Raw genomic sequence first — 19158 nt, forward strand, 5'->3', positions numbered from 1 at the left:
AGGCGCGATCCCTTTCGGAGCCGCGCCTTCCCGCTGATTACATCGTGGTGCCGGCGGCGAACTTGTCGCGCTGGGCCTGACGCTCGGCGTCCGGAGCGGCAACCAGGCCGTACTGGGCCAGCGGGCTGTCAGGGCCGGTCATTTCGTCCGACAGGAAGAACTCGACATATTCCTTCAGGCCCGGGATGACGCCCAGGTGAGCCTTCTTGACGTAGAAGAACAGCGGACGGGAAACCGGGTAGGTGCCGTCGGCGATGGTCTCGGTCGAGGGCGTGATGCCGCCAACGGTCGCGACCTTGAGCTTGTCGGCGTTGTTCTCGTAGAAGGCCAGGCCGAACACGCCCATGCCGGTCTTGTTCGAGTCGATGCGGGCCAGGGTCTCGGTGTAGTCGCCGTCGATATCGACAGCCTTGCCGTCCTTGCGGATGGCGATGCAGGTCTTGGCGACATCGGCGTCGGCGACGCCGGCGGCCTTCAGGCCATCCTTGTCGCAGCCGGCGGTCATGAGCTTCTCTTCGAAGACTTCACGGGTGCCGTGCTTTTCGCCCGGGATGTAGGCGGCGATATCCCATTCCGGGAAAGCCGGGTTCACTTCGCTCCACTTGGAGTAGGGGTTGTCCACCAGCTTGCCGTCGACGACGACCTTGGCGGCCAGGGCCTTGTAGATGTCGGCCGGCTGGATGGCGAAGTCCGGGCCGTTGATGTCGGTGGCGAACACGATGCCGTCGTAACCGATCTTGACCTCTTCGACGTCCGCGACGCCGTTGGTCTTGCAGGTGGCCAGCTCGTCGGCCTTCATCGCACGCGAAGCGTTGGCGATGTCGATCTTGTCTTCACCCACGCCTTCGCAGAACTGCTTGATGCCGGCGCCCGAACCACCCGATTCCACGACCGGGGTCTTGAAGTCCGGATAGGTCTCGCCGAAAGCCTCGGCAACGATCTTGGCATAGGGCAGAACGGTGGAGGAACCGGCGACCTGGATCTGGTCGCGGGCAAAGGCAGAAGTGGCGCCGAGAGCCGACAACGCAACGAGCGCAACGCCGGCGTAGAGAGCGGTCTTCATGAGGTCTTCCTTTCAGGAAACTTGTGGGTCCCCAAACCCGGGCGGTCAGCCGGTCATTCTGGCTCGACCAGACCGGGGTCCCGTGTTTGACGGGGGCAACCTATGGGCCTGCCGCTATGGTTTTATGTCAGTTCGATTGCAGTTCTGTGACAATTCAAGTCGCTGAATACAAAAGGGATTTTATCAGCGCACATCAAAACTGCGGTGGAAAATGACAATTTCCCCCGCCCTCGTGCACTTGCTCCCGGCGAGTCCCCGAGGGGATTCCCGCCCTAGCGCGGCAGCAGCACTTCCACGCGCGTGCCTTCGCCGGGCTGGCTCTTGATCGTCAGGTTGCCGCGATGGCGCTGCACGATGTGCTTGACGATGGCCAGGCCCAGCCCGGTGCCCTTTTTCTTCTTGCTGTCCGCATCCGCCCGGTAGAAGCGTTCGGTCAGGCGCGGCACATGCTGCGGCTCGATTCCGGGGCCGTAATCGGTCACCGTCACCGCGAAATCGTAGCCGGGACGGTTGCTCACGGGCGCCAGCACGATATCCACCTTGCCGCCGTCCCCGCCATAGCTGATGGCGTTCTCGAGCAGGTTCTCGAATACCTCGTAGAGTTCGTCGCGCTCGCCCGTCACATTGGTCTTGCCCTCGGGCACTTCCACGCTCACCGCCACGCCCGCTTCCTGGGAGAGGCTTTCCAGCCCCTCGCTGACTTCGCGCAGCAGGATGCCCAGGTCCACCGTGCCCTTGGGCAGCACGTGCTGGCGCATTTCGATGCGCGAGAGCGAGAGCAGGTCGTCGATGAGCTTGGACATGCGCTGCGCCTGTCCGCGCATGATGCCCAGGAACCGCTCGCGGGCCGCCTGGTCCTTGGAGGCAGGACCGAGCAGCGTGTCGATGAAGCCGATCAGCGAGGTCAGCGGCGTGCGCAGCTCGTGGCTGGCATTGGCGATGAAGTCCGAGCGCATGGCCTCGACCCGCTTCTGGTCGGTCAGGTTCTGCAGCGTCAGGATCGTCAGCGTCGGGTCGGCGGTCGGCCCGCCCATGCGGAACGGGGAGATCATCACCTTGTACCAGGTCTCGTTGGGCACGGTCAGGTGCAGTTCCACCGTCTGCGCCACACCCGTCTGCATCGCCGCGTCGATTGCGGTGAGCATGGCCGGGGTCCGGAACGAGAAGGCTACGGGGTCGCCGAGCCGCGCGCTGGGGAACTCGCGCGCCGCCACCGAATTGCGATGCACGATCACGCCGCGCCGGCTGAGCAGCAGGCACGGGTCGCCCAGCGCATCGGCGAACGCGATGATATGGGCGTCGCGCTCCGTATCGGCCCCGTTGGCCGGCGCCGCCTTGCCGATGGCCGGCGCCGAGGGGATGAACGCGGCCGCGATGGCGATGGCGAGGAACGCGATGGCCATGCCCCAGTAGGAGGCTCCTCCGGCAATGGCGATGACCAGTAGCACGATGGCCACCACGAGCAGCAGCGCCCGCCGGCGCGAAAGCATTTCCTTCCAGCCCGGGAGCGGGTTGTGGGAATTGCCGGAAGTGTCGTTGGTCATTGTGAATTCCTGGTAGGCGGGGGGCCGCCGTCTTGCGCGCCTTCCGGGTTCATAGCACGGTGGCGTTCTTATAGGAGGATCAGTGTGGCAGACCCGTACGACAGTTTCGATATAGAGAACCCCGATCTCCCCAAGGGTATCAAGAAGGCCGCCATGGAGTCGGGCGGCTATCCCTATTCCAGGAAGCTCGATGACGAGCAATATGCCGACGAACTGCTCGGCGTGCAGAAGCAGCTCGTCCTGCTCCAGTCGCACCTGGCCAAGAACGGGGACCGCATCATGCTGGTCTTCGAGGGGCGCGACGCCGCCGGCAAGGGCGGCACCATCAAGACCTACCTGGCCAACCTCAACCCGCGCTACAACATCATCGCCGCGCTGCCCAAGCCCAACGACCGGGAGAGCACGCAGTGGTATTTCCAGCGCTATGTCGACTGGCTCCCCGCGGCCGGGGAGACCGTGCTCTTCGATCGCTCATGGTATAACCGCGCCGGCGTCGAGCCGGTCATGGGCTTCTGCAAGCCCGAGCAGACCGCCGAATTCCTCATCGAGGCGCCCCGCTTCGAGCGCATGCTGGTGGCCGACGGCATTCACCTGCACAAGATCTGGCTCGATATCGGCCGCGAAATGCAGCTCAAGCGTTTCCACGACCGCCGCCACGATCCCCTCAAGGTCTGGAAGCTTTCGCCCATCGACATGGAGGCCCTGCCGCGCTGGCAAGCCTATTCGAAGGCGCGCAACACCATGCTCGAGGAAACCGACACCGACTACGCCCCCTGGACGATCGTGCGCGCCAACGACAAGCGCCGCGCCCGCCTGAGCGTCATCCGCCTCGTCCTCTCCGGCTTCGACTACGCCGGCAAGGACGAAAAGCAGATCGGCCAGATCGACCCCCAGATCGTCCTCACCGCCAAGGACTTCCTAGCCCACTACTCCGGCACCTGAACCGCGGGGCAGGGACCACCCCCAGCGCCTCCCTCCCCCTTGTGGGGAGGGACCGAGGGTGGGGGTAAGTCAGAGGCACCGGGCAAACAATAGATCCGGACACCCGGCCACCACCCCCAAAAACAAAAACGGCCGGAAAATCCGGCCGCTTGTTCGTCTCTCGCTGCTGGCGCCTAGCGCTTGCGCTTCTCCACCTGGTGGTAGGCGCGGCGCGAGTGGAACTCGCAATAGGGGTGGCCTTCTTCCGATTCACGGCCGCAGAAATAGAAGTCCGGGGTCAGCGGATCGCCGATCGGCCACTTGCAGGTGTGTTCGTTCAGGCCCAGCAGCCCGATGCGCTCGGACTCGGGAATGAAGATCTCGGCGGCCGGGGGCACGTAGCTCTCCACTTCCATTTCCTCGGTCACGGCCAGCGCCGTGGCGCCCACGACCTGGGTGCGTACCACCGTCTGCCGCCGCGCCATGCCCGAGGAATGCCCTGCGCCGGCCGAGCCCGTCGAGGGGCTGGCCACGCGGCGCGGAGCCGGACGGGCGGTGGTGCGGGCGCGCGGCGCCGTGGTTGCCGGTTTGGCGCGGGCCGAAAGCTTGAGCCGGTGCACCTTGCCGATGACGGCGTTACGGGTGACCCCGTCGCCAAGTTCCGCTGCGATCTGGCTGGCGCTCAAGCCTTCCATCCAGAGCTTTTTCAGCAGTTCTACCCGCTCTTCGGTCCAGCCCATCGACATTAGCTCCTAGCCGCTTAAATTCAGACAGAATCTCTCTTCGCACTGCCGGGACGAGCCGGCAGCCAATACGCTATGCGTCGTATGTTGAGTGGGTCCGCCACACGAGATATCGTGTTCCCAACGCTCAGGATACTACACGGCCCCAAGAATCGGGATCAAGAGTCCCCCAGCAAATTCCACCGGGAAAACCCTGCTTTAGCGGTGGAGAACCAAAGGCCGAGTCAAATCAGCGCCTTGGCCGGAGAACATTGACTTTTACGGCCTCTCAGGCCTATCTGGAACGCGTAACGCGCCGCCCAAGTGCAGCGCGTTTTTGGTTTTTATTGGGCCGTGCGCGGCCTTCCAGCAACACTTAGGAATGGGGAACAATCATGTCTGCGTTGTACGGCACCTACGCCCGGTCCGGTCTCGCCTTTGAGCGAGGCGAGGGTGTGCGCCTATACGCGCAGGATGGTACGGCCTACCTCGATTTCCATTCCGGCATCGGCGTCAACGCGCTGGGCCATGGCGACCCGCACCTGGTCTCCACCCTCAAGGCCGCCGCCGAGAAGGTCTGGCACACGTCCAACGTGTTCTCCATTCCCGAGCAGGAGCGGCTGGGCCAGCGGCTCGTCGACTCCACCTTTGCGGACTCGGTGTTCTTCACCAATTCCGGTGCTGAAGCGGTCGAGTGCGCCATCAAGACGGCGCGCCACTATTTCTGGGCCAAGGGCCAGCCGGAGAAGTACGAGATCATCGCCTTCACCGGCTCCTTCCACGGTCGCACCCTGGGCACCATCGCCGCCGGCGGCAACGAGCACTACATCGAAGGCTTCGGCCCGCCGCTCGCCGGCTTCAGGCATCTTGCCCCCGGCGACCTCAAGGCAGTCGAGGCCCTGATCGACGACAAGACCTGCGCCATCCTGCTCGAGCCCGTCCAGGGCGAGGGCGGCGTCACCGCCATGCCGGTCGAGTTCCTCAAGGGCCTGCGCGCGCTCTGCGACAAGCACGACATGCTGCTCATCTTTGATGAGGTGCAGTGCGGCTACGGTCGTACCGGGCGCTTCTTCGCCTATGAGTGGACTGGTATCGAGCCCGACATCATGGCCGTCGCCAAGGGCATCGGTGGCGGCTTCCCGCTCGGCGCCTGCCTTGCCAAGGGCCCGGTTGCCGCGTCCATGGTTCCGGGCACTCACGGCTCGACCTATGGCGGCAACCCGCTGGCCTGTACCATCGGCAACGCCGTTCTCGACCGTATCCAGGCCCCCGGCTTCCTCGAACATGTCGAGCAGGTCGGCCAGGTGCTGCAATGGCACCTCCAGCAGCTCGCCCAGAAATATCCGCAGTACATCGTGGAACTGCGCGGCAAGGGCCTGATCACCGGCATCAAGATCGTGCCGCCGGTGCGCGATTTCGTCGAGCGCCTGCGCGCCGACCACCAGCTCCTGGCCGTTGCCGCCGGCGACAACGTCCTGCGACTTCTCCCCCCGCTCGTCATCACCGAAGATGACGTCAAGGAAGCCATCGGCAAGATTTCCGATGCCTTCGCCGCCCTTGATAGTGAACCGGGCAACGTGCCGCCGATCGATTGATCGGCGGACCTTCCTCAAAGCCCTCAACAAAGGAAACCGGACCAATAAAATGACCGGCACCCCAAGGCATTTTCTAAACCTACTCGATTTCACCCCCGAACAGCTCCGGGGCATGCTCTCCCTGGCCAGCGAGCTCAAGGAGCTCCTCAAGAAAGGCGAGCGACCGCTCCTGCTCAAGGACAAGGTTCTGGCCATGATCTTCGAGCGCCAGTCCACCCGCACCCGCGTTTCCTTCGATGTCGGCATGCGTCAGCTCGGCGGCCAGACGCTCATGCTCACCGGCCAGGAAATGCAGCTCTCGCGTGAAGAGACCCTGTCCGACACGGCCCGCGTCATGTCGCGCTATGTCGATGCGATCATGATCCGCATCCTGAGCCACGACGACCTGCTCGAGCTTGCCGGCGCCTCCTCGGTGCCCGTCATCAACGGCCTCACCCGCCGCGCCCATCCCTGCCAGGTCATGGCCGACGTCATGACCTTCGAGGAGAACCGCGGTTCCATCGAGGGCGCCAAGATCGCCTGGGTCGGCGACAGCAACAACGTCATGGCCTCCTGGGTCCATGCCGCCAAGCTGCTCGGCGCCAGGCTCGATATCGCCGTCCCCGAGGAATACGGCCCGGACCAGGGCATGCTGGCCGACATCCGCGCTGCCGGCAGCGCCGTGCGCCTGATGGAAGACCCCCACGAGGCTGTCAAGGACGCCGATCTCGTCATCACCGACACCTGGGTGTCGATGGGCGACACCGACGAGGTGGAGCGTCGCCGCATCTTGAAACCCTACAGGGTCAATCCCAATTTAATGGCCGAGGCCGGCAAGGATGCACTCTTCATGCACTGCCTGCCTGCTCACCGCGGCGATGAAGTTACCGATGAGGTCATTGATGGGCCTCAATCGGTTGTCTTTGATGAAGCCGAAAATCGCTTACACGCACAAAAGGCGATCCTGTGCTGGGTGTTCGGGATCGAAACGCTTTAATGGCTGCTGAAACTCTGCTGTCCACGCTCGGCCTCGACCGCCCCGAAAGCGGCGACGATGTCGTGGTGCCGTTCACTCTGGAAGGTCTGGATTGCCGTGGCCGCTCCGTGCGGCTGGGCGAGGCGCTGGATTCGATCCTCAACCGCCACAACTACCCCGCTCCGGTGGCGCGCCTCCTGGGCGAGGCGGTGGTGCTCGCGGCGCTGGTCGGCTCCTCCCTCAAGTTCGAGGGGCGTTTCATCCTGCAGACCCAGACCGATGGCCCGGTCAACCTCATCGTCGTCGATCTCGACGCGCCCGATGGTCTGCGCGGCTATGCCCGCTTCGACCATGATGCGCTCGTCAAGGCTTCCGAACTGGGCAAGACCAGGCCGGGCGAACTGCTCGGCCATGGCCATCTGGCCATGACCATCGACCAGGGTGCCCACACCGAACGCTACCAGGGCATCGTCGCGCTCGAGGGGCAGTCGCTCGAGGAAGTGGCCCATACCTACTTCCAGCAGTCCGAGCAGATCCCCACCATGGTCCGCCTCGCCGTCGCCGAATACTCGGAGAAGGGCTACGTGCGTCCGCAATGGCGTGCCGGTGGCGTCCTGCTGCAGTTCCTGCCCGAGCACGGCATGGGCGTGGTTCGCGACCTGCCGGGCGACGGCAATTTCGAGAACGACGACACGCCGGCCGACGACAAGTGGGAAACCGCCCGCGCCCTTCTCGGCACCCTCTCGGATGCCGAGCTGGCCGACCCCGAGCTTTCCCCCGAGCGCATGCTCTTCCGCCTCTTCCACGAGACGGGTGTCCGCGTCTTCCCGGCCATGGACATGGAAGAACGCTGCACCTGCTCGGCCGAGCGCGTCGAATCCATGCTGCGCGAAAACTTCACCGCCGAGGAGCGCCAGGACATGGCGGTCGATGGCGAGATCGAAGTGGTCTGCGAGTTCTGCTCTGCGGCCTACCACTTCAAGCCGCACGAGTTCGAAACCGAACACTGAAAATGACAAGGCCCGGAGCGATCCGGGCCTTTTCGTTTCCATCTCAGAACCTCGCCTGACGAAATGGGAGGGAGCTGACGCCCTCACTCCCGCGCCAGCGCATCCACCGGGTCGAGCCGTGAGGCCGAGCGCGCGGGAAAGAACCCGAAGGCCAGCCCGATGGCGGTCGAGGACAGCACCGCCACCACGATCGAGAGCGGCGAATAGCTCAGCGTGATCGTCGGCACGAACTGCTTGACGATGGCGCCCACCGCAAACGACAGCCCGATGCCGGCGGCCCCGCCGATGAAACAGACCAGCACCGCCTCGACCAGGAACTGCTGGAGGATGTCGCCCCCGCGCGCCCCAACCGCCATGCGGATGCCGATTTCCTTGGTGCGCTCGGAGACGGACACCAGCATGATGTTCATCACCCCGATGCCGCCCACCACCAGCGAGATCACCGCGATCGCCGAGATCAGCAGGGTCAGCGTCTGCGAGGTTGACTGGATGGTGTCGCGGATGGTGTTCGAGTTCTGCAGAAAGAAGTCCTGCGTGCCCCCGTGCAGCGTAACCAGCAGGGCCGTTATCTCGGCTTCGGCCGTATCCATGTCATAGGTATCGGCCACCCGTATGGTGATGCCCGAGAGATAGTTCCGGCCCAGGATCCTGTCCATCACCGTCGTGTAGGGCAGGTAGACATTGGCGTTGCTCGCCCCCGGCCCGAAGCCCGAGGTCGTCGCCACCCCGATCACCCGCACCGGCACCTTGCCGATCACGATGACCTGCCCGATAGGGTTTTCCCCGTTCGGAAACAGCGCCGAAACCGCATTGGTATCGATCACCGCATCCTGGGCGCGTTCGTCCACGCTCTGCTGGCCGAAGCTCGATCCCTGGGAGATCGTCGTGCCGCTCACCCGGAAATAGTCCGGGCCTACGCCGGTGATCGAGGTCGTGACCGAAAGGTTCCCGAAGAGCGCGGTGCCGTTGCTCGAGACGCGCGGCGTCACGCTGTCCGCATAGGGCTGGCGCGCCAGTGCATCGGCATCGGTTGCCAGCAACGTCCTGATGCGGCCCGCCGTGCGATCGCCGAACCCGCTGCCGGGCGCGATGGTGATCGTATTGGTGCCGATCGAGGAAATCTGCGCCAGCACCGCCTGCTGGCTGCCCTGGCCGAGCGCCACCACCGACACCACCGAGGCGATGCCGATGATGATGCCGAGCATGGTCAGGAACGTGCGCAGCTTGTGCGCCCGCATGGCGCGCACGGCGGTGCGCACCACCTCCATGCCGCGGTCGAAGCCTTCGCGCCAGCCGGCCTTGGGCCGCGCCAGCGGATCGACCGAGCGCGCCGCGGCGCCCTCGTCCTGCCGCCGGTCGGCGATGATGCGCCCGTCGCTGATCTCCACGATCCGCTCGGCGCGGCTGGCCACGTTCTGGTCGTGCGTTACCAGGATCACCGTATGCCCGTCGGCATGCAGCTCCTCGAGCAGCGCCATCAGGTCTTCGCCGCTCTTCTTGTCGAGTGCGCCGGTCGGCTCGTCCGCCAGGATCACTTCGCCGCCGTTCATCAGCGCTCGCGCCACCGAGACGCGCTGCTGCTGGCCGCCTGAAAGTTCGCTCGGCCGGTGGTCGAGGCGGTCGCCGAGCCCCAGCCGCGTGAGGAGGTCGACGGCGCGCTCCTGGCGCGCGCCCGCTTCCATGCCGGCATAGATGGCCGGCACTTCCACGTTCTGGACGGCATCCAGGTCCGGCAGCAACTGGTAGCGCTGGAAGATGAAGCCGAAATGCTCGCGGCGCAGCTCCGCCAGCTCGTCCGCGTCCATCGCTGCGACGTCCCGGCCCTCGAACTCGTAGGTGCCCGCGCTGGCGCGGTCCAGGCACCCCAGGATGTTCATGAGCGTGGATTTGCCCGAGCCGGACGCGCCCATGATGGCGATCATCTCGCCGCGCTCGATGGTGAGGTCCACGTCCTTGAGAACGGCGACCACTTCCTCGCCGTTGCGGAATTCGCGCCGGAGCTTGGAGATCGAAATTAGCGGTGCGCTCATGGCTCAGAGCCCGAAGGGGGAGGGTGGGCCGCGGAACCGGCCGCCGGTCGTGTTCGTCCCGCTCTGGCGCGCCAGCCCGCTGACGCCGGTGGCCACCACCAGGTCGCCTTCGTTGAGCCCGCCGGTGATCTGCGCATTGATGTTGTTGTTGATGCCCACGGTTACCTCGTGCGGCGTCACTTCCTCGGTCTTGGGGTCGAGCACCCGCACGAAATACTTGCCCTGCCGGTTCGCCGTTCCGAGTACGGAAGAGGGGAGCAGCAGCGCGTCCGGAGCGTCCTGCAGCACGATGGTGATCTTGGCCGTCATGGCGATACGCAGCTTGTGGTCGGAGTTCTTCACCTCGAACCGGCCATTGTAGTAGATGGCGTTGTCGCTCGAGGAGATGCCGCTGTCGGCCGTGCTGATGGCGTCGGGCGCCGGCTCGATCGAGCGTAGCGTCGCCTCGATCTGGTTGTTGGGTTCGCCCAGGATGGTGAAATAGGCCTTCTGCCCCGGCTGCACGCGGGTCACGTCCGCTTCCGAGATCTGCGCCTTGATCACCATGGTGTCGAGATCGGCGACCTTGACGATCGTGGGCGAGTTCTGCGCCGAGGAAATGTTCTGTCCCTCGCTCACCAGCACCGCCACCACCGTTCCGTCCACCGGCGAGGTGATCTTGGTGCGGCTCAGGTTGAGGTTGGCGGAGTCCACGGCCAGTTCGGCCTGGCTGATCTGCGCATCGAGCGCGGCGAGCGAGGCCGCCGCCGCATCCACCGCAGCCTTGGCGCTGTCATAGTCCGCCTGCGACTTGAGGTTCTGCTTGAGCAGCTGCTCGGTGCGGGTCAGCGTCTGCTGGGCCTGAGTCTGGTCGGCAAGCTTGCCCAGCCGCTGCGCCTTCATGTTGGCGAGGGCGGCCTGGGCGGACTTGACCGCGTTTTCCTGGTCGAGGGAGTCGATGTCGGCGATCGGGTCGCCCTTCTTGACGGTATCGCCCAGCTTGACGTGCAGCGTCTCGATCCGCCCGGAAACCTGGGCGCCCACGCTCGTTACCGAATTGGCCTCGAGCGAACCCGAAGCCAGCACCGTCTGCTGGATATCGCCGCGGGTGACCGCCACGGTCGGCGGCGCCGGTTCGGCCTGGGAGCGCCCGAAGTAATACCACGCGCCTCCGGCCAATCCTGCCAGCACCACTATCGCGATGATCCACCGCCACCACGATTTCCGCTTGCGAACTTTGCCCGCCAACTTCCCGATCCTCTCGCCCGAATACTACGTTCTATATAGGCACTTGAACGTTGAGCGTCGCGTTAGCGGTCGGTAAGCCAGCTTAAATCTTGGTAATGCGCAATATTGCGCATTCCGGCGTTCCAAAAACAAAGGGCGGGGAACCGTCCCCGCCCTCGTTGTTTCCAGTCGGCCTGCGGCGCGCTCAGATCTGGTCGAGCCCGTAGCCGAGGTCCGCGATCAGGTCGTCGGCATTTTCCAGCCCCACCGAGATGCGCAGCATGCCCGGGGTGATGCCGGATTCGAGCCGCACTTCCTCGGTCAGGCGCTGGTGCGTGGTGGTGCGCGGATGGGTGATGATCGACTTGGCGTCGCCCAGGTTGTTCGAGATCAGGATCACCGCCAGCGAGTCCGCCAGCTTGAACGCGGCTTCCTGCCCGCCCTTGACCTCGAAGGCCACCAGGGTCGAACCCGCCTTCATCTGGCGCTTGGCCAGCTCGTATTGCGGGTGGCTCTTGTGGTGCGGGTAGATCACCCGGTTGACCTTGGGGTGATCGCCCAGGAAGTCGGCGATCCTGGTCGCGTTCTCGGTCATCTGGCGCACGCGCAGCGGCAGCGTCTCCAGGCCCTTGAGCATCACCCAGGCGTTGAACGGGCTGATCGAGGGGCCGGTCTGGCGGATGAACGTATGCACGTCCCCCGTGATCAGCTCCTTGCTGCCCAGGATCAGGCCGCCCAGCGCCCGGCCCTGGCCGTCGATATGCTTGGTGGCCGAATAGGTCACCAGGTCCGCGCCCAGCTTGAGCGGGCTCTGGTAGAGCGCGGTGGCAAAGACGTTGTCGACGATGAGCTTGGCCCCGCCCGCATGGGCGATCTTGGCCACCGCCTCGATATCGACCAGTTCCAGCGTCGGGTTGGTCGGCGTCTCGATGAAGATGAGCTTGGTATTGGGCCGCATCGCCTTGAGGAAGTTCTCGGGGTCACGCCCGTCGACCAGCGTCGAGCTCACGCCCCAGCGCGGCATGAAGTCTTCCACCACGAACCGGCAGCCGCCGAACAGCGCGCGCGAGGCCACGATATGGTCGCCGGCCCGCACCTGGCTCTGCACCGCGCAGGTCACCGCCGCCATGCCCGTTGCGAGCGCGCGCGCATCCTCGGCGCCTTCGAGCAGCGCCATGCGCTTCTGGAGCACGTCCACGGTCGGGTTGGAGAAACGCGAATAATTGTGCCCGACGATCTCGCCCTTGAAGAGCTTCTCGGCATAGGCGGATTCCGGATACGTGTACCCGGACGTCATGTAGATCGGCTCGGACGTCTCGTTGAACTGGCTGCGCTCGATGCCGCCATGCACCAGCGAGGTTTCCGCCGAGCGGTTCTTGGGGTCGAAAAGGGGGTTGTTCTGCTTGGTCATGGACTAGTCCCGCAAAAACAAAAAGAGCCGGCGCGAGTGGCCAGCTCCCTACGGTTCCTTTAGCAACTTGTTTTAGGTGGCTGCAATCAGACCGGCCAAATCACCACCGAGCCGTTTGTTATGCCTCTTGCCGCCGAGGGTCAAGCACTCCGAAAATCGGTGCGCGAACGAAACCACCCGTCTGGCTGGCGGTTTTTCCTCCCCTCGTGGAACAAGAGAGTGGGGGTATTGCCCCGTCCGCCGGCCCGTGCGGCACCTGCCCCCTTGCGGGGGAGGCGGGGAGGGGGGTATCCACAAACTTCACATCTGCAGGCGGGGACCAATGACCACCGATAAAAGCTGGCCAGAGGGCATTTTCACCGCCCGTCTCATCGAATTGCTGGCCGCCGACGGCGCCATCGCCCTGCGCCGCCCCTTTGATGTCGACCAGGTCCAGCCCGCCAGCCTCGACCTGCGCCTGGGCGAAGTCGCCTATCGCATCCGTGCCAGCTTCCTGCCGGGGCCCGATCATGCCGTCGCCGACCGCATCGAGGAACTCAAGCTCCACGAGATCGACCTGCGCCACGGCGCCGTGCTCGAGCGCAACTGCGTCTACCTCGTGCCGCTCCTCGAAAGCCTCGATCTGCCCGAGGGCGTGAGCGCGGCGGCCAATCCCAAGAGCTCGACCGGGCGCCTCGACGTCTTCACCCGCGTCATCGGCGACCGCGCCCGCGGCTTCGACATTCTTCCCGCCGGCTATTCCGGCCCGCTCTTCCTCGAGATCAGCCCGCGCACCTTCCCGGTCCGCGTTCGCACCGGCTCGCGCCTGTCCCAGATGCGCTTCCGTTCCGGCGAAACGCGCCTGGGCATCGCCGAGCACAAGGCGCTGCACGCCGCCGAAACCCTGGTGATCGATGCCAACGAGGAAGTGGGGGAGGGCGTCGCCCTCTCCATCGACCTCAAGGGCGCCGAGCGCAACGGCCTCATAGGCTTCCGCTCCAAGCGCCACACCTCGGTGATCGATGTCGACAAGAAAGATGCGCTCGACGTTCTCGATTTCTGGGAGCCGCTGATCAATCGCGGCTCGGACGAGTTCATCCTCGATCCCGACGAGTTCTACATCCTCGTCAGCCGTGAATCCGTCCACGTCCCGCCCAACTACGCCGCCGAGATGGTGCCGTTCGATCCGCTCGTGGGCGAGTTCCGCGTCCACTATGCCGGTTTCTTCGATCCCGGCTTCGGCCACTCGGCCGCCGGCGGCACCGGCAGCCGCGCCGTGCTCGAAGTGCGCAGCCGCGAGGTGCCGTTCCTGCTCGGCCACGGCCAGACCATCGGCCGGCTCATCTACGAGCGCCTCGCCGAGCCGCCCGACCGCCTCTATGGCGCCGGCCTGGGCTCGAACTACCAGGCCCAGACCCTCAAGCTCTCCAAGCACTTCAAGGCCTATTCGGCCAGCTAGGGGCCGACGCCCGGGCGAGATGATCGCCCCGCCACCAAAACCCTTGATCGGCATCTGCCGATGGTTATGCTGCTGCGCGAACCGGTCGCGTCGCCCGACGCGCTACGGCCGGGCCCTCATCCGAACCAGCAGTTACAGGGAGACAGTCATGCCGCATGCTCTGGCCTATGGCTCCAACTCGGCCACCACCCCGCTCGTGCCCCTCACCATCACCCGCCGCGATCCGGGCCCCACCGACGTGCGCATCGACATCGTCTATTGCGGCGTCTGCCACTCTGACCTGCACACCGCGCGCGGCGAATGGGGCGGCGTCAAGTTCCCGGCCATTCCCGGCCACGAGATTGTGGGCAAGGTCATCGCCGTCGGCGACAAGGTCGCCAAGTTCAAGGTCGGCGATACGGTCGGCGTCGGCTGCATGGTCGATAGCTGCCGCGAATGCGCCTCCTGCCGCGAGGGCCTCGAGCAGTATTGCGAAGCGGGCAACATCGGCACCTACAACGCTCCCGACAAGCACCTGGGTGGCCACACCTTCGGCGGCTACACCTCCGAGATCGTGGTCGACCAGGATTTCGTGCTCTCCATCTCCGACAAGCTCCCCCTCGATGCCGCCGCCCCGCTTCTCTGCGCCGGGATCACCCTCTGGTCCCCTCTCGTCCACTGGGGCGCCGGTCCCGGCAAGAAGGTCGGCATTGTCGGCCTGGGCGGACTCGGCCACATGGGCGTCAAGCTGGCGCGCGCGCTCGGGGCTGAAGTGGTGATGTTCACCACCTCGCCCGGCAAGGTCGCCGATGCCGAAAAGCTCGGTGCCCACGAGGCCGTAGTCTCCACCGACAAGGCCGCCATGGCCCGTCACCGCAAGAGCTTCGATCTGATCATCAACACCGTCTCGGCGCCTCATGATCTCGATATCTTCATGGCCCTGCTCAAGCGCGACGGCGCCCAGGTCCTGGTCGGAGCCCCGGCTTCCCCGCACGCCCCGATCAATGCCGGCCGCATGATCGGCAACCGCCTGACCCTGGCCGCCTCCACCATCGGTGGTATTCGCGAAACCCAGGAAATGCTCGATTTCTGCGCCGCCCACGGCATCGTTTCCGAAATCGAGATGATCGACATCCAGTCGATCAACGAGGCCTATGACCGCATGGTCAAGGGTGACGTCAAATACCGCTTCGTCATCGACATGGCCTCCCTCAAGAACGGCGCCAAAGCCGCCTGAGTGCAAGGCACCACCGGCGGCCAGGCCGCCGGTGTCCCGCCTTCGGGCGATCATTTCAGCGGCAGGTAGAGTTCCACCACGACCTCATGCGCCTGCATGTTGGGTACGGGAACCAGCGCGCGGCGGGCGTAGATGGGAAAGTCTCGCGCCTCCTCCCCGCTTTGCGGCAGCCAGTCGCGGTAAAGATAGAGGGCCGCCGGCTCGAGGTTGTTGCTGTTGCCCGGATAGCGCAGCACCGCGCACCGACCTCCGGGGATGACGCCGGCCGTCACCGGCGCATCCGCCGCCGCGATGGCCCTGTCGGTGCCGATGCATAGATCGACGCTATAGTCCTCGGGCACATCCGGCTCCCTTTCGGACCGGAAGACCATGAAGTTGGGCCGCCCGGTTTCGGGGGCCAGGCCCGCCGCCGCGCTCCAGGTCCTGAGCCGTTCCGAGGACTCCCTCAGTTTCGCCCGGTCGCCCCGGTGCGCCAGCAGGGCCACCGGTGTGTCGGGCACCGTGAGAACGGCGACGTCGTTTTTCTCGAAGATGATCTGCATGATTTTGTCTTTCGCGTTGTCCAAAGGCCCGAAGGCCGCAAGCCACGAGGACCAGTCGGGTGACTTCCTGAACGCGGAAGGCGACTGAGCGAGCCGTTGCCGAAAGGCGCGCGCGAACGCATCGGGCGCGTCATATCCGGCATCCATCGCTATGTCCGTAACGCTGGCATCGCGATCCCAGGCGAGCGCCTGCGACGCCCGCCTGAGCCGGGCCAGCTGGACATAGCGATGCACCGAGAGCCCGAAAATCGCCGAGAACTGCCGGTGAAAGTGAAACTTGGAAAAGGCGGCGACCGCACTGAGCGCCGCCAGATCCAGCTCGCTATCGAGATGGTCTTCGACATAATCCAGCACGCGCTGCATGCGCGCCTGGTAGTTGGGCCGTGTTCCGGTCATTGCATTCCCCATGGCCCCCCTTCTATGCCCCTCCCGCGACCGGCCCCGCTCGACCGATCTTGCTGAGTTTGGGGGAGGCCGTCCCCTCCCAAGGCAGCCCTGTTGTTGCTCCGTGCATCTCTGCTCGCGCCGCGTGCAACGGCGGCGAAACTCCATTGTCCCGCTCGGGATGGTTGGCTACCGCTGAATGCCCGATAAACCTTCGCTCCAGGAGCGCGGACTTGCCCCTTCGTCACATTCTCGCCAGCGCCACGGCGCTCGTTCTTTGCCTCGCCACCCCGGTCCTTGCAGCCGACCATGCGGTCGAGATCAGGAACATGTCCTTCTCCGTCCCTGCGCTCGAAGTCGCTGTCGGTGATACGGTGACCTTCACCAATTCCGACGCCGCGCCGCACACGGCAACGGCCGAAGATGGTTCGTTCGATACCGGCCGGCTGACCAAGGGCCAGAGCGCGACGGTCACCATTACCGGGGCCGGTACGTTCGACTATTTCTGCACCTTCCACCCGATGATGAAAGCGACGATCGTCGCACGGTGACAGTCTGTGTCTCCTGCGTCGCTAGATGAGCGCAGGAACCCCGCACACTTTGCCGAACGCCTTGGGAGCTTGCTCCCGGGGCGGCGGATTCGGCATGCAGAACCCGGACGACGAACGTGCTTTCGGCCGCGACCTCAAGAGGCGGTGAGGCGCTGTATTGCGGCCAGCGCGGGCGGTCCCCATGTGGCCTTGCCGCCGGGGCGTCCATGCACTCCATCATCGCCGATGATCAGGCAGACCAACGCCTTGCCCAATGCCCAGCCGCGCGCCCGCCGCCGCGTCGCGCTGTCCGCGCTGGGACTGTACTTTTCATAGAACCGATCGGTGGCGCCATCTGGAAGCAATAGCCATGCAGCGCCCAGGTCACAGGCGGGGTCGCCTGCACACAGGTCGCCGAAGTCGATGACGCCACAGAAGCTGCCGTCGTGGGTCAAGACGTTGGCCGGGTGCAGGTCCGCGTGGATCCACGTTGCCGGCCCGGTCCAGTCGGGAGCACCCGCTGCATCTTCCCATGCCTCGCGTACGATTTCCGGGTTGGCTATCAGCCCGCGTTCGGTAGCCAGCTTGAGGAAATGAGTCACGCCCCCGCCTGATGCTCGCAGCAATTGGCCCCGCCCGTGGCGCCCCACGGGCGCAGATTGAGGCGCAGGTTCATGGAGGGCAGACAGAAATGCCGCCAGGCTGTCGGCCGCCGCATCACCATCAACGGCAGGCGTTCTATCTGCCGGTTCACCAGGGACCCAGGTAGTCACTATCCAGCTGCGTGGGAATAGTTCCGATGGTCGCCCGAGCCTGGTGGGGACCGGTATGGGAAGGGGCAGGCGTAACGACAGGTCCGGCAGAAGGCTAAGCTCCTTGAGAAGCAAGTCATCCGCATCATCCGTTGCCCACGGCAATCGCACAGCAAGATCATCTCCCAGCCGCCAGAGCTGGTTATCCCAGCCACGCGCGCCGAGAGAGAGCGGTAGATCGGCAAGGTCGGGATGCTGTTCGCGGAGCAGTGCGGCTATGAGGTCGGCGGTGATTTCAACCCGCTCACTATCCATTCCGACGCTCCCTCTCTTTTCCAGATGACAGCGAAGCAATCGGACTTAATTATGTTTCCCGATGCCCTTGCCTGTGATGGGCGAGTGTCACTTCCAGAGGCTCCGAGGGAGAACGCTCGATGACGGCAATGCGGTGGATTGCGGACGTTGCGGTTGAACAGCGCAAACGTCCGCTTCGCGCCAGGAAGCGGACGTTCTGTGATGACGCTTATCGCACGCCCGAGGCAGTCTCCCATTTGCCAGCGGCGTGCTGGGAACGACTAATTCTCTGTAGGATCTGCAGCCTGCCTAACGGATAACGACTTGTGTCGCTCCCAGAGTTTGGCGATGCGATCATCTCCAAAACCAAGGCCGAGTATCTCACCCAATGCCACAATCGAAGCGATCAGGGCCATTGAGAAGTAAACTTTCGTGAGTTCGATCTCGTGCTGTCTGGGTGGCGGATCAAGGTCAATATCGACGTCGTCATCGAAAGGTACGTAACGAGAAAGCGAGTCGATCGATGGATGCGCTGAATCCTCGGACATCTCAGCATACGCCACATAAGCGTCAGCGACGTCGCCACGATGCGCCAGCCGCTTAGGCTCGAGGTCCGGCCTGCGTCCTGTCAACTCGGACCGAAAGCGTGCGAGGGCGGCCTGCAAATGCTTACGAGATTCCTCGTCTCGAATGATGGCCCGCGAGATTAAGAACTCGCCTCGAGCCTTGCGCCTGGCGTGGTGATCTTCCCTCATCTCACTCAGGACAGGCTCGGAGTCCTTGCTCAGCGCTGCTAGCAAGAACAAATTCTCGATGGCACTACGCGCAACCATTCTGCCTTCAACCACGTGGCCCTCCCCCAAGGAGGGCCTTTAGGGCGCGCAGATGGGAAAGGGTTCGGGCCAAGGCAGCAATCCCAGTCGTCTGGACTGCAGTTACACGAGGCACGGACGGTTGCTGCACGAGCTCGATGGTCTCGACTGCCACGACGTAAGCATCCTCAAGAAGTCTATCGATGTCGTCTACCGCTTGACTTGTCATGGTTGCTGGAGCCTAGGGGCGCGCCTCACTGCAAAACGATCCAATAGAGCGCCAGGAAATCAAATATGCCAGGTGACGGCAACAGAGCCCCCATTTGCTTCTTCAACTTACCGGCGAATGGCCCCTTCGGGGTGGTTTTCAGACTGGCAGCTTTAGTGCAGGATGCGTCAAAAGCGGACTGCGAAGATGCCTGATTTGGATCCCCAACGTCTCACGATTTATGCATACATGATAGAAGGTGTGCACCATTGTGCTGCTCCGGCCGGTGCTGTGATTAAGACCTTCGGGGAGACTGAGAAATTCTTTTCATACTTCGCAGGTGGCTTGTCATATGGCCTCCCTTCCGCTCCCCAATTTCTAGGCGTGTGGGGCGGACGTAACTGTGCGCGCTTTCGGCGGCTACTTCGGGGGGCGTTTGCGAAGATTGAGATAGTAAAAGCTGAACCTCCGGCCAGGCTGAGGTTAGCCAGCAAGCTAGGCGAACGCCTCAATCATCCAGCGCGA

The 19158-nt window shown here is 64.4% G+C and carries 16 protein-coding genes and 1 riboswitch; of the genes, 7 read left to right on the forward strand and 9 right to left on the reverse strand.

What is annotated here, in order from left to right; translation table 11 throughout:
- Nucleotides 1–37: 37 nt before the first annotated feature.
- The gene (locus FNA67_RS03785) at nt 38–1063 is read right to left on the reverse strand and encodes a substrate-binding domain-containing protein (RefSeq protein WP_049707779.1); all 1026 of its coding nucleotides are present in this window, start codon (nt 1061–1063) and stop codon (nt 38–40) included.
- Nucleotides 1064–1335: 272 nt separating this feature from the next.
- Nucleotides 1336–2607 carry a sensor histidine kinase gene (locus FNA67_RS03790; RefSeq protein ID WP_147655124.1) on the reverse strand — a complete coding sequence of 424 codons (1272 nt, stop codon included), beginning with the start codon at nt 2605–2607 and terminating at the stop codon, nt 1336–1338.
- Between the two features lie 84 nt (nt 2608–2691).
- Here FNA67_RS03790 and ppk2 point away from each other — a divergent pair, with 84 nt between their 5' ends.
- Nucleotides 2692–3549: a polyphosphate kinase 2 gene (gene ppk2 / locus FNA67_RS03795; RefSeq protein WP_244616459.1), complete on the forward strand. Its 858-nt coding sequence runs from the start codon at nt 2692–2694 to the stop codon at nt 3547–3549.
- 173 nt (nt 3550–3722) lie between these two features.
- Here ppk2 and FNA67_RS03800 read toward each other — a convergent pair whose 3' ends face one another.
- Nucleotides 3723–4268, reverse strand: a complete 546-nt coding sequence (locus tag FNA67_RS03800; RefSeq protein WP_147655125.1) for a GcrA family cell cycle regulator — start codon at nt 4266–4268, stop codon at nt 3723–3725.
- A 377-nt stretch (nt 4269–4645) separates the two neighbouring features.
- Between FNA67_RS03800 and FNA67_RS03805 the strand changes: the two genes are divergently transcribed.
- From FNA67_RS03805 to FNA67_RS03815, 3 genes are read left to right on the forward strand one after another with little or no spacing between them, the layout of a single operon-like run.
- Entirely contained in the window at nt 4646–5845 is a 1200-nt protein-coding gene (locus FNA67_RS03805) for an aspartate aminotransferase family protein (protein ID WP_147655126.1), read from the forward strand.
- Between the two features lie 49 nt (nt 5846–5894).
- Complete coding sequence (gene argF, locus FNA67_RS03810) at nt 5895–6821, forward strand: ornithine carbamoyltransferase (RefSeq protein ID WP_147655127.1); 927 nt, start codon at nt 5895–5897, stop codon at nt 6819–6821.
- Nucleotides 6794–7810, forward strand: coding sequence for an Hsp33 family molecular chaperone (locus FNA67_RS03815; protein ID WP_371874383.1), 1017 nt, complete (start codon nt 6794–6796; stop codon nt 7808–7810). Before argF ends, FNA67_RS03815 begins: the two co-directional genes overlap by 28 nt.
- 83 nt (nt 7811–7893) lie before the next feature.
- Here the strand turns inward: FNA67_RS03815 and FNA67_RS03820 are convergent, their stop codons facing one another.
- The 3 genes from FNA67_RS03820 to metZ form a co-directional block, all read right to left on the reverse strand.
- Nucleotides 7894–9840: a MacB family efflux pump subunit gene (locus tag FNA67_RS03820; RefSeq protein WP_049707783.1), complete on the reverse strand. Its 1947-nt coding sequence runs from the start codon at nt 9838–9840 to the stop codon at nt 7894–7896.
- A gap of 3 nt (nt 9841–9843) precedes the next feature.
- Nucleotides 9844–11067 (reverse strand): efflux RND transporter periplasmic adaptor subunit, encoded by a 1224-nt coding sequence (locus FNA67_RS03825; RefSeq protein WP_170267199.1) that lies wholly within the window; start codon nt 11065–11067, stop codon nt 9844–9846.
- A gap of 184 nt (nt 11068–11251) precedes the next feature.
- Entirely contained in the window at nt 11252–12457 is a 1206-nt protein-coding gene (gene metZ / locus FNA67_RS03830; RefSeq protein ID WP_147655130.1) for an O-succinylhomoserine sulfhydrylase, read from the reverse strand.
- Between the two features lie 38 nt (nt 12458–12495).
- Nucleotides 12496–12574: riboswitch (SAM riboswitch) on the reverse strand.
- A gap of 205 nt (nt 12575–12779) precedes the next feature.
- Between metZ and FNA67_RS03835 the strand changes: the two genes are divergently transcribed.
- Both FNA67_RS03835 and FNA67_RS03840 read left to right on the forward strand, forming a co-directional pair.
- Entirely contained in the window at nt 12780–13895 is a 1116-nt protein-coding gene (locus FNA67_RS03835) for a 2'-deoxycytidine 5'-triphosphate deaminase (RefSeq protein ID WP_082202411.1), read from the forward strand.
- Between the two features lie 148 nt (nt 13896–14043).
- Nucleotides 14044–15111, forward strand: coding sequence for an NAD(P)-dependent alcohol dehydrogenase (locus FNA67_RS03840; RefSeq protein ID WP_049707785.1), 1068 nt, complete (start codon nt 14044–14046; stop codon nt 15109–15111).
- 50 nt (nt 15112–15161) lie between these two features.
- On the opposite strand, the gene FNA67_RS03845 is transcribed toward FNA67_RS03840, so the two are convergent.
- Complete coding sequence (locus FNA67_RS03845; RefSeq protein WP_170267200.1) at nt 15162–16049, reverse strand: AraC family transcriptional regulator; 888 nt, start codon at nt 16047–16049, stop codon at nt 15162–15164.
- A gap of 221 nt (nt 16050–16270) precedes the next feature.
- On the opposite strand from FNA67_RS03845, the gene FNA67_RS03850 reads away from it, so the two are divergent.
- Nucleotides 16271–16588: a cupredoxin domain-containing protein gene (locus FNA67_RS03850; RefSeq protein WP_147655132.1), complete on the forward strand. Its 318-nt coding sequence runs from the start codon at nt 16271–16273 to the stop codon at nt 16586–16588.
- A 134-nt stretch (nt 16589–16722) separates the two neighbouring features.
- On the opposite strand, the gene FNA67_RS03855 is transcribed toward FNA67_RS03850, so the two are convergent.
- Together FNA67_RS03855 and FNA67_RS03860 are read right to left on the reverse strand one after the other, a co-directional pair.
- Complete coding sequence (locus FNA67_RS03855; RefSeq protein WP_147655133.1) at nt 16723–17634, reverse strand: aminoglycoside phosphotransferase family protein; 912 nt, start codon at nt 17632–17634, stop codon at nt 16723–16725.
- Nucleotides 17635–17894: 260 nt separating this feature from the next.
- Nucleotides 17895–18461, reverse strand: coding sequence for a hypothetical protein (locus tag FNA67_RS03860; RefSeq protein ID WP_147655134.1), 567 nt, complete (start codon nt 18459–18461; stop codon nt 17895–17897).
- Nucleotides 18462–19158 lie beyond the last annotated feature (697 nt).

This window comes from Youhaiella tibetensis (assembly GCF_008000755.1).
Classification (GTDB): Bacteria; Pseudomonadota; Alphaproteobacteria; order Rhizobiales; family Devosiaceae; genus Paradevosia; species Paradevosia tibetensis.

Bases quoted from the DNA above. Each gene is read 5' to 3' on its own strand.
- FNA67_RS03790 (WP_147655124.1), bottom strand. From the start codon at position 2,607: ATGACCAACGACACTTCCGGCAATTCCCACAACCCGCTCCCGGGCTGG.
- FNA67_RS03785 (WP_049707779.1), bottom strand. From the start codon at position 1,063: ATGAAGACCGCTCTCTACGCCGGCGTTGCGCTCGTTGCGTTGTCGGCT.
- FNA67_RS03820 (WP_049707783.1), bottom strand. From the start codon at position 9,840: ATGAGCGCACCGCTAATTTCGATCTCCAAGCTCCGGCGCGAATTCCGC.
- FNA67_RS03840 (WP_049707785.1), top strand. From the start codon at position 14,044: ATGCCGCATGCTCTGGCCTATGGCTCCAACTCGGCCACCACCCCGCTC.
- metZ (WP_147655130.1), bottom strand. From the start codon at position 12,457: ATGACCAAGCAGAACAACCCCCTTTTCGACCCCAAGAACCGCTCGGCG.
- FNA67_RS03805 (WP_147655126.1), top strand. From the start codon at position 4,646: ATGTCTGCGTTGTACGGCACCTACGCCCGGTCCGGTCTCGCCTTTGAG.
- argF (WP_147655127.1), top strand. From the start codon at position 5,895: ATGACCGGCACCCCAAGGCATTTTCTAAACCTACTCGATTTCACCCCC.
- FNA67_RS03800 (WP_147655125.1), bottom strand. From the start codon at position 4,268: ATGGGCTGGACCGAAGAGCGGGTAGAACTGCTGAAAAAGCTCTGGATG.
- FNA67_RS03855 (WP_147655133.1), bottom strand. From the start codon at position 17,634: ATGGATAGTGAGCGGGTTGAAATCACCGCCGACCTCATAGCCGCACTG.
- FNA67_RS03845 (WP_170267200.1), bottom strand. From the start codon at position 16,049: ATGACCGGAACACGGCCCAACTACCAGGCGCGCATGCAGCGCGTGCTG.
- FNA67_RS03835 (WP_082202411.1), top strand. From the start codon at position 12,780: ATGACCACCGATAAAAGCTGGCCAGAGGGCATTTTCACCGCCCGTCTC.